The sequence below is a fragment of the Halalkalibacter sp. AB-rgal2 genome (genome assembly GCF_041821005.1).
Classification (GTDB): domain Bacteria; phylum Bacillota; class Bacilli; order Bacillales; family Bacillaceae_D; genus Halalkalibacter.
The window spans coordinates 1-14,264 of the sequence record NZ_JBGUAV010000013.1 but is presented as its reverse complement, the minus strand read 5'-3'; the positions used below and the strand labels follow the sequence as shown (position 1 = coordinate 14,264).

The window sequence follows — 14,264 nt, the reverse complement described above, 5'->3', positions numbered from 1 at the left end:
TAATATCTCTAATGTTTTACTCTGCTAATGTTCGAATAACCCCTTGAAAATTAAAGGTTGGTCGTTGTCTATTCCTGATTCCCACTAATAATTTTTGCAAAAGGGAAGCGTCACTTATCACTGTTTCAGTAAATGTCAATGTCACTGTAAAACTAGTTGGTATCGCCCAAACCATTTCGGAACCAGCAGGTTGATAATCTGTATTTGTAAAGTTTAATTGCGCTTGCCATGTGTTGATTTCTGCCAAGCGATTACCATCACCGTCAAACAATTCACCATCATGACCTCGCAAAATTCGTCGAGGATCAAAACCACCACTATCTAACAAGCTTTGCAAGTCAGGAGGACTATTTACGCGAAAACTCCAACTTCTATTAATGATATCTCCCGGTTGTACATTAGCTATATCAATTGCACCATCGGGCACACAATCTCTAAAAATGTATCTGCCATCTGACATGTATAAAACCTCCTTTAATTTGTTGCAGGTGAATATCTAAAGCCAAACGTGAAATAAACTTTTTCCATGCTATCTACGTCATCTACTTCAATAACAAACCATGAGGAATCGCCTACAGGTTGTTGGGATGGGTCAACATAGCACTCTCCTCCGAGTAATCCGTTTTCATTCGTCATTTGTTGGATAATGCCGTTGACAATGGAAACAATCGTAGCACGACCATCATCATCATTATTGATTTGACCGACCAACGGATCCGTGCTGCGAAGTACACGTTCAATCAATGTATCCCTAGTACGTACACGACGAATCTTGGACCATCCTGCATCCAATTCATCATTTGGACTGATAAAAGTAGTAATGCCGTACTCAACTTGTATTTGCCCGAGTGCATTTCGGCTAAATACGATGGCACCTGCATTAATTGCATCGATGATTTGTTGATTTGTTAGAGGTCCGATTAGATCAGCTGCACCTGTTACGATCGCATGTGTAATACTAGAATTATAGTTTGATCCTAAAATCATCCCAGCCACTCTCGCTGCCGCATTAACACCTTCCACCGGCCCACGTGCTGTCTCAAATCCATTTGCCACATAGAGTACCCCTGGGAAATTATACGAAGCTGAATTGGTTAGCCTTTGACTTAAGCTGATCTCCGTAGGTTCTCCTACAACAGCCATCACTCTCTTACCTTCATTTCTAAGTCGATCGATATACGAATGTATAGTCGCATGAATTGAAGCATCAGCTGAATCCGTGATTAAGATATTCCAATCTACTGTTTCTAATATTTCTTCAGCTATGACATAATCCTCACCAGTCACTTGCGGATCGGCTCCGCCATCAACTAACGAATTAAAAATGGATTCTAGCGTTCCGTCACCATCACTCATTTTTTCTGCATCAAAAAAGACGCTCTCCTTATTGATGACGTCTACAAATGCTTCGATTTGATTGTCAGTTGTAAAAACAAGACGTTCTCTCTCCTGCATCTCTTCATATACAAGACATTCACGTTTATCCGCATCCCCAAGTACATCCCTTATGATTAAACGAAATTGTCTGCTTGTAGGGTACTTAGTCGATAAGCGTATAACATCTTCCTCATTACCATCTTTTAAAACCAATTCAGCTCTTGTTCCACCAGAACCTACACGAATAGCTTTAATCTCTCGTGCACCACCACGAAATACTTCACTTAGCACATTTACACCGGTTAATCCTATTTTTGACGTGATTTCATTTGAACCTTCTAAGTCAATGACCTCACCTAAAGGTCCCCAATTCGATTGTACAATGGTTGCAGCTATACCAACTGCACCTGCCAAAAATGGTGGATCACCTATATTACTAATTCTAAAATAGGTACCGGGGCGAACTTTTTGCTCACCTGGTTGAAATGTTCGAGTCATTGAGCATTCACCTTCCTCGTTTTAAATGTTTTAATTGCTTTCTCTACCTCGGATTTAGTAAATTCATCTTTATCAATCAATCGCAGAGCGCCAAACATCAACTCTCTTGATACACCAAATGATGATGATGCATGAAATACTTCTTCACGTGTGTATTTAGCTGCTACAGTTTGCTTTTTAACATGACTGACTTTTTTTATTGGCTCCTTTTCTTGATGTTCTGTTTTATCCATTGCCTTCACCTCCCTTAATCGTGTCAAATTTAGGATGAATGAGTAACGGAGCATCCGGAACCGAACCTAAAACACCAAATTGTGCATGTAATTGGATTTGTCCTGTACGAAATGGATCATCTGACGGCTCACCATTGAAAGATAAAAACATTAAAGGTGACCGATCATCCATGATCACTCTTTTATCAACACCAAGCTGATAACATACCTTTTGAACCCAATGCGTTCTCTCTTGATCGGTTAAAGCAATTAAATGTCCTTGAATTTTCACCGTTAACCAAGCACCCCATGGCATCAATTCTGTATCAGTGATCGATGCTATGCGCCAATATAACGCTGGCTTACCGTTTTGAGGTTGCCACGTTATTGGATCCGTTTCGAGATCACTGAAATGCTGATTCGTCCATTTATCCATCGTTGATACAGGGTCAGGATCAAATGGGATGGATACTAACCAAGCGAGATTAAATATTTGAAATTTTAATCCTCTCGTAATCAAATCCCATTCTTCAAGAACGGTATCTTCACCAGTCGTACCTTTATATTCGATATAATGTGGAATACCTTCGACATCAAATCGTTTCTGATTGAGGGCTTCTATCACTTTATTGGCCAAGTCATCTACCTTTGCGAATGTTGTTCGCTTTACGGAAGGCCAAACCTCATACATAGTCGTAAAATTACTATATGATTCACCCGGATCTTGTATAGCTTCCCGTAAAATTAAGTAAGGCAACGCCAACTTAGGTCCGACTGCAGTAGGTTCATGAATGTTCTCACCGACTTCTGGTATAGCAGCTATTAATACGTCTCTGAGTTCGTTTCTCATATCAACCCTCCATGTAGCTCTTAACCTTTTGTTTGATGTTCTGTATATTCGATTCTACAGTAGGGTGAATGATTGGCCTTGGAGCCATCCCTGGGTGTTTACGAACAGCTGCTACAGGATGACGTGCACCACGCCACCACAACGCTTGAGTATTTACTGGCACGATGTCATACGGTGCTCCTATTGGTCCGTGAATCCCTGTGCCATCTTCTAGAAAGGACCCTATTTTGTTTCCATGTGCAAGATAAATGGTCGTGCCATTTGGAATCCTGTCCGCTCCCCCATGTATAGCTCTTCTCGTATCCCCTGTTCTGTCGGTCCAAGGGGCTTTCATTTTTGCTTGACGTTCCATCCCTAAACCTAATGAATGCCCAACTGTCTGTAGTCCAAAGATCTTCCTTTGGATCCGTTGAATCGTTTGATCACCAAAGGTCACTCTACATCACCCTTTCTAACTCACATTGATACCCGGTTACCTCGCCACCAATTGTTTGAGGAAATACAGCTTTGACTTCAAACTCCATGCCATTTGCTTTGAAGGAATCGGTTGTATGAGTATCTGCTTTAATATCAGATTGACAATCTGCTAGAAGTCCATAATAAGTGTCGACTTGTTTTTCGCCAGCCAGAACACTAATTGCTTTAGGGGATCCACTTGTGACATACAAACGAACCGTAAATGGGCCTACATCTTTCTCTATTTCGTCAAAACCACCGCCGGCTTTAACTCTTACAAGTCGCTTAATTGAGATGTCAGTTGGATTTTGTTGAATACTCCAATTCACATGGTTGCGTCTCATTTCAATTAATTGATTTAATTGGCTCATCACAGTACCTCTGGTCGTTTTACATTTAACATAAAACTAGATGACGAAGAAGGATCTTCTTCATCACCTAATTCTTTGTAATGATCAGCCATCTTTAACGCATGATCGAGCCTATCCTTTAATTTCGTTAAATCATATCGTTCATTGCCAGCTGAATAGGACTCAATATCTCCATTAAGTAAAGCAGCTCGTATTGTCCATGCAGTAGATGCTGCTATATAAATGTTTGGAGATTCGAGAATAAAATCTTTTATCTCCTCATCATCAAAGATGGTACCGTCAACATCATTGATCAATTTCCTCAACCTTTTAGCAAGTGCTTCGCTATATTTCATAGCACTCACCACTACTCAAAGCTTATTTCTTGGACATTTTCATCGATCGCTGCATACGTACCTCGATAGGCATAACCCACAATTTGAGATTCGACTAATCGCGATAGATCAGCAGCAGTTGATTCGATAGTCAAGTCTCTCTTCAATAGTTCCTTGAATCCTCTCTTCGGACGAATCAAGTAAGCTTTTCCTTTTTCAACGCCTTGATATTCGTATTTCTTTCTTCCAACTTGAGTTTCCCAACCATCATAATAAATCACTGATTCGATACCACTAACAGCAGGATAAGTTGTCCCGTTGATTGTATATCCACCTTTTAAAGCCATTTCAATGTTGTCTTTATCTAGAGATGATGCAAGTAGAATCGTACCAAGTCTCTTTTTAACTCGAGTATCAGACAGAGCTTTATTAAGAGTTTTCCACATACCAATCCAAACAGAATCTTCCTCCGTTCCTTGGTACGTTGTTTTGTTTTGATCTTTGTACTTGTACGAAATAATAGGGTTAAGATGCATATGATTAAGTTTTGCATTGTACGCTTCACCCATCGCACGGTTCAGAATTTCTACAGAAAAGAAATCATTAAAGTCTTTCATTTCTTTCGTAAATTCAAACCCCGCAGTGAGAGTTAACACTCGCGCAATTGGCCCATGTTCAGCCTGTAAAGAACCAAACTTAACTTCTTCGCCCTCTATATGTTCTGAGAAAACCACTGTTCCGTACACAGCCCATTTTGCATCAAGCACTCGAGGCATCGATGAATCAGATAGCAATTGGTAAATAGGCTTGTACAGCAATGGCACTTCCTCTCGACCAAGTTCAACATCTAGCACCACTTTTCTCATTAAATCTTTGAACTTCGCCAAGCTACCACTCGTCATCATCTCGCCAGCCGGTTCAGCTAGCTCGAACGTCTCCATTTCTCCGTTCATAATTTTCTTTTCAAGTGTTAACATCTCCCCGTTAACAGAAAAAGGAACTACCTCAGTGATAGTCCCCTTTCTTCGTTCAGCGCGAAGTGTATCCAAAGTTATTATTTTCGTCATAGTGTGTACCTCCAAGATATTTATTCATCGATTAATTTTCTTCTAAAGCTGCAACACGATCAACGAGATCATTCCATTGTTGCTCCGTTGGAAAACCATCTTCACCAGCCGGCCCTTGTGGACCTTCTGGACCTCTTTCGCCTCCAGAACCTCCTGGGGCACCTGAACCATTTAGCAGAAACCAAATGACGTTATTAGCATCTTTAGGTGCTGTCACAAGTCCAGCAAATACCTCCGTGCTAGTTTCTGTCAGACATTTGTTTTCTTCATTCCAATAAATCGGTGTTCCAATCGTAAACTCTTGAGTTGGATCAATCTGATCTGTTTCATATTCAGCTCGTTCAATGGTTAAAATGACTTCTGCTGTCTCCCCTTCTTCGGTTTTAACCGATACAGTCGAAGCTCCTAAAAAGCCATCTAGTAAATAGAATTGGTTAGCCACGACTTCTGTATTTTCCGGAACTGTGACACGAACACTCTTACCGTCACTTACTTTTGCTCTTTTAATGTCATGCACACTCGTGGGTACAGGTTGTCCTCGATACATGTTCAATCATCCTTTCTAATTGGATTTTTAAATAGAAACTCGTTTTGTCTTTAACGAGCTACTTTCTGTTGAGTTCCGTTCTTTTCCTCCTAAAATCCCCGGTGACTTGTCCGTATGATACTGACTCACAATATCAGCTACAACAGGGTCTTTCATAAACGCGTCCATTTCTGCAGCTAACTGCTCTTTCGTCATATCGGGTTTAAGATTAGGTCGTTGATAAGACCACATGCGACCAATAACCGTCTTGTCATCTTGCAAGTCTTTACGGATTGCATCTGATTTGATTTGAGTTTCCATCATTTCACCGACTGCTTTCTCAAAGCTATACTTCTTATTTTCTTCTACTGCTTCAGCTGCTTTTTTCGCAGCATCTACAACTGACATTTCACCAGAAACGCCAAGCGCTTGGGAAACGCTCTCCAAATCTTTTTCAGCTTGTGTTTTCTCTTTTAACCAACTAGCATCCATTTCACCAGCGATTTGATCAACTTTCCATCCCATTTCACCAGCAATCATAGTAAAAGTTAATTGTTTATTACCTAACATTTCCTTCATTTTTTGTAACAGTTCTTTAGGTTCCATTTGCTTTCCTCCTTTATCTTTATCCTCTTTAAATTCAGGTCCTTTTCCGTCTAGATCCCACATTTCCCCTGATAATGCTACGATCTTTGTCGGCATTCCGGAACGATCAAGAGGCGTCCAGTCAATTGATAGAGCATCATAATCAGTTACTTGTGTTTCTCCGTTAGAAGTAGTGAGCTTCGGGTAACCAAAAATGCTTACTTGCTTTACACGGCCTGTCCTGATCCATCTCTTGAGTTTAGTAGCATCTTTATCAATGACCCCTCTGAAGAAAGCTGATTCACCTTCCATCTTCGCTCCAATCCAATGGGTAACTGGATCAACAAAACGATTTTTGACTTCTTCCGGCTTTTGATGTCCAAGGAAACCAGCCAAAGTAGACCGCATCACCTTCTCAACGATGCTTTGAAGGGCGAATTTCGTATAGTTCCAACCTCGTGTGGATGGCCCAGCTGGAATTTCCACAATAACCTCAAGAAAATCATCGTCATCCTTTTTAAAACCTTCGAGATCTACTCCATCAGCTAGAGGTACCTCATTCGTTTTCATTTCGCCTGATAAGCCGCCAAACAGCAACATCATTTGTTTTTTCAATGTTCACACCCCCTTTCCATCATCACATTGATTTTCACCATAATAAAAAGCCCCTCATAATTTGAGAGACTCTTTATAACACTTTTTCAATTTGTGCATCAGATACAGAAAATGTTAAACCGTCGTTCTCATCCACTTCCTCAACCTCATAGCCAGGAGGTGACGAGTAAATGTCCAACACGACACAATCTCTGCCGTCTAACAGTCTAACTGTATCAAATTGTTTAGCTTTCACTTGCCATCACCCTCCTTATTTTACGTATATACTCACTAATCTAGTGCGTTCAGTATTACTATCCACAATCCAAGCCGTCATTACATCTGCTTCTTTTCCATTAGGTCCCTTTAATCTCATTAGAACTTTATACCTCTGACCATATTGATCCTCACCAGTGAATTCAGCTTTGGTTCTTTTGAGGTTTCTTAATACATTATTTCTCAATTCTAAATAATTGCTCTTAGTGTACCCTAACGCTTTTTCAAAGGCAACTGCTTTATCCTTACCTATACGGTGAGTCTTATCTAATGCGTAATTCAATAATTTCTCGTCATTGAACTCTATCGTATTATTTAACGTACCAGGTAACAATTCAGTTTCAAGAGTTATTCCATCTCTTTGATTTTGATTATTTGTATTTAATTCTTTTTGGAACAGTTCCTCGATATCAGGATGTTTAGATGGGTCCTCTTCCCATTCCTTTAATCTCATTATCAAACGATCAATATCCTCCATCCGTGGGACCAATGTGCAAAGGCAATTTGGATGAGGAGGAAAAATAGGCTCCTGGCCTTTTCGATATACTCCTGCACCTAAGCCATAAAGATCTTGCTCTGCATAATGATCACAGATATCGCGTACCGGATGGCTTGGTGATAATAGCCATTGTACACCTTCATAACCTGGGTTTATACTTGCAGCTGCAATCATCCCATCAGAGTGAGCTGCTGCGGTTTCTGTTCTGGCCAATCGTAAAGCTTCATAACTTAAATCTTGAGGTAGATTTCCGATTCGATCCATCATGTTTGGATAATCAATGACAAGCGTGCTTTTTCCGTTTCTCACGTAACCTTGAATCATTTTAGCAATTTCAGTAGGGTGTACGCCATCAGCGAGGCTTTCTGAGATGATAAGACCCACCTTGTTAGCTGCATTTTCACTATTCTTCCAAATTCGATCCGACAGAAACAAACCATGATTTTGTCGATTCCACATCGCTTGTACAGATCGTTCATTCATTCGGAATACCGCACGTTTGATTTGAGTTTGTGTTATTTTCTTTATTCCCGAACGATTCACTGCATCAATAAAGTACTGTGAATGAATTGTACTACCTGTCGATACTGCTACAACAAATTGTTGATCAAGAAACTTCGTAAGATCGTCATCAAGTATCTTGGTGTACTCTTGTAAGTGATGATCAAGATTATCTACGTAAGATTGTAGTTGTCCTTGAATGTGAGCCTCCTCAATATCTTTAGCAATATGACCAATCCATTTGTCATAACGATTCCGCAATTCAATATCTTGACTCAACCGTTGTTCAATATAACTTTTTCTTTGTTGAAGCGCCCATTTTGAGTAGGAACCCGTTGCCTCAACTAACCTCTTAATCTCATCCAATTAGCTCACCTACACTCTTAGCAACTTATCAATTTCTTTAAGTTGTTTTTCGAGGAATTGCCCATCTTCAAGCCTCATACGCTTAAGTTTTGACTTTACAATGCGTTGCTCTTCTGAATCTCCTTCTGTGGAGTGATAATCATTCATGGTATCGATGAACCGTGATAAATATTGAACCGCAGCATCTTCACTTATCAGTTCATTTGTAACAGCTTGAGAAAGAGCTTTAACAATAATTTCAATTTCTTCTGCCGATTCTTTACTGTCACGCGGGTCAACTTCTGACCATTCAAGTGTTGTTTCATACGTTTCTATGTTTTTGTTCTCCCCGTGTGAAGTCATGGCTAAAACGATACGTGCAACATGCTGCCAGGACTCGCTAAACTGATCCCGTTTTCGCTCCACTTTCCTTACAAGTACAGGCATTTGCTCTTTCGTGGAAGCTAACGAGCTAGGAGTATGTACTCCAAATACAAACTCAGGAGTCTCAGATGTATCAACAATGCAATAAAAAAGAAGCTGCAATAACAGCTTCGCATCACCAGTGGCGCTTCTTACTTCTATAAATTCAGCATCTTCACTTTCCGATAAGAACAGAGCCTCTTTACCATCTAAGTTAATTCCCTTTCCCTCTTTGGCAAATTTCACTGGATCATCAATTCCATAGTTGTTTCTCAAAAAGGCAGCAACATCTTTAATCTTTAGTTTTAATTTGGGTGTACTGTGCATTTTAGAACCAGTGATAGCATGGATCATGACGTCATGATAGGCTTTTAAGAAAGGTTCGATAGCCTCAGTGTCACTCTTTCCATACTTCTCATGCTCATCCGATTTATTTTTAAAATGCACAATAGGAAGGAAGTTCCACATAGATGGAATTTGGCCAGTTTCTAAATCTGGTGGTTTAGCTCCTTCCACTTTTACAATCCTTTCCCCAGCTTTGATGATTTGAATCATCTTATATTTCTTCTTGTTGAACTCATCGTCTACCCAAGTATGCTCGGACTCTAGAATATAAGCCATCGGCTCTGATGTAATTGGATCTAATATAATGTCTTGCACTTGTTCAGGAGGAAGTATGTTCAATACAATCCTTGTGCTTGGAGATGACGGATACAGGGTCTTATTCTTTTGTTCTTCTCTAGTTATCCAAACATAGCTATCTCCATCCCTTATAGAGTTCCTGTGAATTCTTGTTGCTCTCGCTCGATATCTCTCCATAAATTCATTGAGGATTTTTTCAGCATCCTCGTCTTGAGAACGAAATCTTGGTACCCCTATAAAAGCAGCAGCAGTATTAACAACCGGTTTAACAAAACCTGCGCCTAATTTGTATTCATCATCTGTATTATCGTAGAGTTCTCTTGCTTTCTGATAGTCTACTTTTGACGAATCTAATTTATATGGACGGGACCATGAGCCAACAACACCCCAACCAAACATTCCTATATTAGTTCTTAATCTGGACATTTCACCGATCGCTTTATTTATCCAATTAGCCATATACTCTCATCTCCCTTAATAACGTTGCCGCGTCCCCATCAATTACTCTGCTTGTTTTAGCAAAAGCAAGTACCAAGGCATCAGCGCGGTCAGGAGATTTCAAACCCCTTTTTTTCATCTCATCCTTGGATTCTAATTTAATCTTGCCTTTTGACGTCATATAGTATTTTCTTGTCGTTAATTGACCAATCATATCCTCATCATTTGGAATAGAAATGGCTCCATCATGCAATAGTGTACGAATATGTGCCCAAGTCTCTGTTCCCCATTCTGCATAGTGATCTTTATCATCAGCAACTGCAGCATTATGACAATCAATGACTTCAATGTGTAACCCCTCTTCGCGAACCACTTCCCTTAAGCGATCGGTAACAGCGCCTCCCACTCCATCATCATCGACTTTAATCACACACTTAGGTCGACCGTATTCGCTCATCATTTGTCTAGCGACAGAAAGCACATAGCCAGTAGTAGTCATCGTGTCTTGTTTGTTGTACCACTTAAAATAAGGCACATGATTGCCAATTCGAGGTACAATAACCGTTTCGTCTGTTCCAAAACGTGCAACGTCCACTCCAATTTCAACTTGAGCGGTTTCCGGTAGAATAAGAGCTCCTGCTTCGTCCCGTTCATACACATCTCTCATCGTTGCTGCTTCTGCATATTCAAGTGCAATGAATGTATCTGGTTCCGACTTTGGAAAGTCTCCAAATACTCGAACACGAACGACATCGCTATCTTTTCCGTATTTCTTAATTAAACGTTCGATATTCTCTTTATTGGCTCGACTGCTGTCATATCTACTGACTTTATGTGTCTTATAATTAGCTCTATCTTTATGAAAAGAATCATAAAAAACACCCGATGTTTTAGTTGGGTTACCGCACATAAGCAATTTATTTTCAGCCCCTGACAATGTACCAAGTATAGCCTCCATTATAGGATCAGCTATACCAGAAGCCTCATCACATATAAAGAGCATATAATCTTCGTGAAATCCTTGCATGTTCTCAGGCTTAGTTGCGGTACGTGCTGTAGCCCACCATCGTTCCTCATGACCAATCATATAAACTTTTGTTTTAGTCCATTTAAGAAACTGCTTCATCATGGATTTTTCTAACCACTTAGCAATTTCAGCCCATAGAACGTCATTTAATTGTTGGCGTGTGGGAGCTGTACAAACGACTTTCGGAGTCGGTCTTGTCGATAGGTACCAAATAGTAATAATCGCTTCAATTCCTGTTTTACCAACCCCTTGACCGCTACGTACAGAAACCCAATTGTTATGGGCTATATCATGCATGACTGCCCTTTGCCAATCATCCGGAATAAAGCCTAACATATCTTCAGCAAACGCAGCTGGATCATCCCAATAGGCATCAATTAAATCAACCATTACGTTATATGGGATAGCACTCATGAGCGATCACCGTTTTTCTTAGTAAGTCGTTTCTTTGCCACAGTATGAATGGCTGATACAAACATTTCAGACTGTCTTTGTTGCAACTCGGCATCTTTTGTAACAGCTTTAACCTTTTCTTTATCTATGTTCAAGCGCTCCTGATCAATGTTTTGTTGATAATGAAAGCGATCGTCCATCTCATGTTTTAGTTTTATCGCTTTTAGCTTTTTGTCCTGTACCCTTGTGAGTGCTTCTTCAAGTTTAATCACATCATCGATCTTACGGTATTCCGTTTCTTCCAGTTCAGTAGTAACCAATTCACTTTTGCAAGTTTGAATAATTTTTGTTTCGCCTCTTTTTTCGTCATATACTTCAACCGGTACTTTCTTTTCAATCCTCTCTTGAAGTACTCTACGTTCTTTCTCGCTCATTCCCTCAATCACTGCTTTAATCCGTTGCAACATCCTCCGCTCTCTAATACTTAACAATCTAATATTCTCATCAACTTGAGTCAGCGGCGTTGTGTCGACATGTGCAAACATCTCCACTTCTTCCTCAGTCAGTACATCTTCAAAGATCGTTTCGTACTCACCAGTGGTAACAGCATTCTTATTGCCCGGTGGCGCAGCTCCTCCAGAATTCCCTACAGCATTCTTGTTACCAGGTGGAGCTTTTCCACCCTGATTCCCTTTAGCATTTTTACTACCTTTAGGAGCGCCACGTTTAGGAGCGCTCCTTTTGAGTTTAGGAGCGCTCCCTTTCAAGTCATCTTCCCATCGGTCTTGCGCTTTCCATTTTCGAACGGTTGAACTGGACACACCAAGATCAGCAGCGATATCCTTCAACTTCGCTTCTCCATTGGATTTCAACCATGCTTCTTTGGCTTCATCTCGTCTAGGATCTCTTGGCCTTGCCATCTACATCACCGCCACCTCCATTTTTTTATTTAAGTTTGTGTTTGTTTCAATATTCTTCTCGCTGGAGTTGCAAATCTAGCTCAACAAGCTTTTTTAAATCCTCTACTGTATTAACCTGGATATTACCATTTTGAAAATCCTTAACCCATTGTGATATACCAGCATTCACAATCTTTCTATATTTCTCTTTTGTTTCTTCTAACTTCTCAAAATGCTCAATATCATGTTGTAACAACAACGCTTCATTAATTTCATTGCTTTCATTTAATTTATGAATCTTATCCATTTACAGAACACCCGTTCCCATAATAAAATAATAAATGAGAGCGTGAGTCAACTCGACCGTGGCCACGGCCTTTTCACGCTCTCTGGGGTGTTCTGTGCCCCGGAAGAGAGAAGGGAGTGTTGTCAGCACTCCCTTCTTTTATTTTATTAGCTCTGGTTCAATCCCTGTGCTATTATAAAACCTCTTTTTAATCACGTCACAAAAAACAGGATCAAGCTCCATCGTTCGACAACGACGATTTGTCTGCTCACACGTCATTAATGTAGAGCCACTCCCACCAAATAAATCGGCAACAATGTCATCTTGCTTACTACTATTCTTTAGCGGAATGGCTATCAATTCAAGTGGCTTTTGTGTTGGATGTACATAATCATTTACATTCCCTCTACTTATCTCCCAAACAGTTGATGGTTCAGGAACATCACTTAATAAACCCGCTTTCCATACCGTTGTTTGTTTACGATCACCGTACCATGATGGTGTCTTACCTTTTTTAAATGCATAGAATACAGGTTCATGTTGCCATCGATACTGACTCCAACCGAACGAAGGATAATTTTTCACCCAAACACACTGAGACCTAGTGAAAATACCATGTTTGTTCATAGCATTTTCAAATTCCCTCTGATAAGACGATCCATGGAACACATAAATAGCAGCAGTATCTTTCATCAAAAGAGAATAGCTTTTAAAAACGTTATCCAAGAAATGATCGAATTCCTCTGCAGACATATCATCATTTAAAATGGATCCCCTACCTGAGTTACTCAATTCCTTTGAATCACTCGTAACAGCAACATTATATGGTGGATCAGTGATGACTAAATCCGCTTTATCTTTGCCCATAAGCTTCTGAATATCATCTATCTTTGTAGCATCACCACAAACTAAAAGATGACGCCCTAACTTCCAGACGTCACCGTATTTTGTTTCAGGCTCTATGATATTTTCAACAGCAGTCTCTACATCAAAATCATCTTCTACGACTGGTTCATCTATCCCTGAGTCCTCTGGGAGCTTGTTTAATATTTCTTCCAATTCATTCTGTTCGAATCCAGTTAATTCGATTCCGATGGGGCTGTCAGTCAGCTCTTGAAGCAATACAGCTAATTTTTCATCATCCCAATCCCCGCTAATTTTATTCAAAGCAAGGTTTAGCGCTTTTTCTTTTTCAAGGTCCATATCGACAACCGATACCTGAACCTCCTTCATCCCTTTTTCAACCAATATTTTAAACCGTTGATGGCCTCCTACGAGGTTCCCCGTTCTTTTATTCCATACTAACGGCTCCACATAACCAAACTCTTCTATGGAACGCTTTAGCTTTTCATATTCCGTATCACCTGGCTTTAAATCAATACGAGGATTATAAGGAGCCTGATTAATATTAGAAACACGTATCACCTCTACTTGCATTTTTTCACCTCATTTGCGGTTATGATATTTTTAACCTACTACCATAATAAACGGAATACTCATAAATACCCTGCCCTCCTACTGTCATTAGTTTGCCTTTTGTCTGCCATTAACTCACTTCCTCTACGACCACTTCAATTTTTAAGATAAATGCTAACTTATAAAATGCACGACTCTTTATTCGATAATACTGCCTTTCGCTCAAACCAAGATCGTTATATATTTGATAGTCGAACTCATCTTCTACA

General features: G+C 40.0%; 18 protein-coding genes. All 18 read right to left on the bottom strand.

From position 1 onward, the window contains the following. Positions 1-16 precede the first annotated feature (16 nt). Complete coding sequence (locus ACERJO_RS11770) at positions 17-460, bottom strand: endoglucanase (protein ID WP_373647587.1); 444 nt, start codon at positions 458-460, stop codon at positions 17-19. Positions 461-474: 14 nt separating this feature from the next. After that, a complete protein-coding gene (locus tag ACERJO_RS11765; RefSeq protein ID WP_373647584.1) occupies positions 475-1,875 on the bottom strand; it encodes a phage tail sheath subtilisin-like domain-containing protein in 1,401 nt (466 codons plus the stop codon). Next, the gene (locus tag ACERJO_RS11760) at positions 1,872-2,108 is read right to left on the bottom strand and encodes a YqzN/YkzM domain-containing protein (protein WP_373647582.1); all 237 of its coding nucleotides are present in this window, start codon (positions 2,106-2,108) and stop codon (positions 1,872-1,874) included. The genes ACERJO_RS11765 and ACERJO_RS11760 overlap by 4 nt, the downstream gene beginning before the upstream one ends. Continuing rightward, positions 2,101-2,937: a hypothetical protein gene (locus ACERJO_RS11755; protein ID WP_373647581.1), complete on the bottom strand. Its 837-nt coding sequence runs from the start codon at positions 2,935-2,937 to the stop codon at positions 2,101-2,103. Before ACERJO_RS11755 ends, ACERJO_RS11760 begins: the two co-directional genes overlap by 8 nt. Position 2,938: 1 nt before the next feature. Next, complete coding sequence (locus ACERJO_RS11750) at positions 2,939-3,373, bottom strand: hypothetical protein (protein ID WP_373647579.1); 435 nt, start codon at positions 3,371-3,373, stop codon at positions 2,939-2,941. A 1-nt stretch (position 3,374) separates the two neighbouring features. Beyond that, the gene (locus ACERJO_RS11745) at positions 3,375-3,764 is read right to left on the bottom strand and encodes a hypothetical protein (RefSeq protein WP_373647577.1); all 390 of its coding nucleotides are present in this window, start codon (positions 3,762-3,764) and stop codon (positions 3,375-3,377) included. Further along, the gene (locus tag ACERJO_RS11740) at positions 3,764-4,099 is read right to left on the bottom strand and encodes a hypothetical protein (protein WP_373647576.1); all 336 of its coding nucleotides are present in this window, start codon (positions 4,097-4,099) and stop codon (positions 3,764-3,766) included. Before ACERJO_RS11740 ends, ACERJO_RS11745 begins: the two co-directional genes overlap by 1 nt. Positions 4,100-4,110: 11 nt before the next feature. Further along, on the bottom strand, positions 4,111-5,145 hold the full coding sequence (locus tag ACERJO_RS11735; protein ID WP_373647575.1) for a hypothetical protein: 1,035 nt from the start codon (positions 5,143-5,145) through the stop codon (positions 4,111-4,113). A 31-nt stretch (positions 5,146-5,176) separates the two neighbouring features. Next, the gene (locus tag ACERJO_RS11730) at positions 5,177-5,692 is read right to left on the bottom strand and encodes a DUF2190 family protein (RefSeq protein ID WP_373647574.1); all 516 of its coding nucleotides are present in this window, start codon (positions 5,690-5,692) and stop codon (positions 5,177-5,179) included. Positions 5,693-5,719: 27 nt separating this feature from the next. Then, complete coding sequence (locus tag ACERJO_RS11725; protein ID WP_373647573.1) at positions 5,720-6,871, bottom strand: hypothetical protein; 1,152 nt, start codon at positions 6,869-6,871, stop codon at positions 5,720-5,722. A gap of 73 nt (positions 6,872-6,944) precedes the next feature. Further along, a complete protein-coding gene (locus ACERJO_RS11720) occupies positions 6,945-7,106 on the bottom strand; it encodes a hypothetical protein (RefSeq protein ID WP_373647572.1) in 162 nt (53 codons plus the stop codon). A gap of 15 nt (positions 7,107-7,121) precedes the next feature. Further along, the gene (locus ACERJO_RS11715; RefSeq protein ID WP_373647571.1) at positions 7,122-8,492 is read right to left on the bottom strand and encodes a DUF6883 domain-containing protein; all 1,371 of its coding nucleotides are present in this window, start codon (positions 8,490-8,492) and stop codon (positions 7,122-7,124) included. Positions 8,493-8,501: 9 nt separating this feature from the next. Then, the gene (locus ACERJO_RS11710; RefSeq protein WP_373647570.1) at positions 8,502-9,995 is read right to left on the bottom strand and encodes a phage portal protein; all 1,494 of its coding nucleotides are present in this window, start codon (positions 9,993-9,995) and stop codon (positions 8,502-8,504) included. After that, a complete protein-coding gene (locus ACERJO_RS11705) occupies positions 9,988-11,415 on the bottom strand; it encodes a DEAD/DEAH box helicase family protein (protein WP_373647569.1) in 1,428 nt (475 codons plus the stop codon). The genes ACERJO_RS11710 and ACERJO_RS11705 overlap by 8 nt, the downstream gene beginning before the upstream one ends. Then, complete coding sequence (gene terS, locus ACERJO_RS11700) at positions 11,412-12,314, bottom strand: phage terminase small subunit (RefSeq protein ID WP_373647568.1); 903 nt, start codon at positions 12,312-12,314, stop codon at positions 11,412-11,414. Before terS ends, ACERJO_RS11705 begins: the two co-directional genes overlap by 4 nt. A gap of 46 nt (positions 12,315-12,360) precedes the next feature. Continuing rightward, entirely contained in the window at positions 12,361-12,600 is a 240-nt protein-coding gene (locus ACERJO_RS11695; protein WP_373647567.1) for a hypothetical protein, read from the bottom strand. 138 nt (positions 12,601-12,738) lie between these two features. Continuing rightward, positions 12,739-14,016 carry a site-specific DNA-methyltransferase gene (locus ACERJO_RS11690; protein WP_373647565.1) on the bottom strand — a complete coding sequence of 426 codons (1,278 nt, stop codon included), beginning with the start codon at positions 14,014-14,016 and terminating at the stop codon, positions 12,739-12,741. A gap of 109 nt (positions 14,017-14,125) precedes the next feature. Then, on the bottom strand, positions 14,126-14,264 hold a 139-nt coding region (locus tag ACERJO_RS11685), incomplete at its 5' end, for an ArpU family phage packaging/lysis transcriptional regulator (protein ID WP_373647648.1).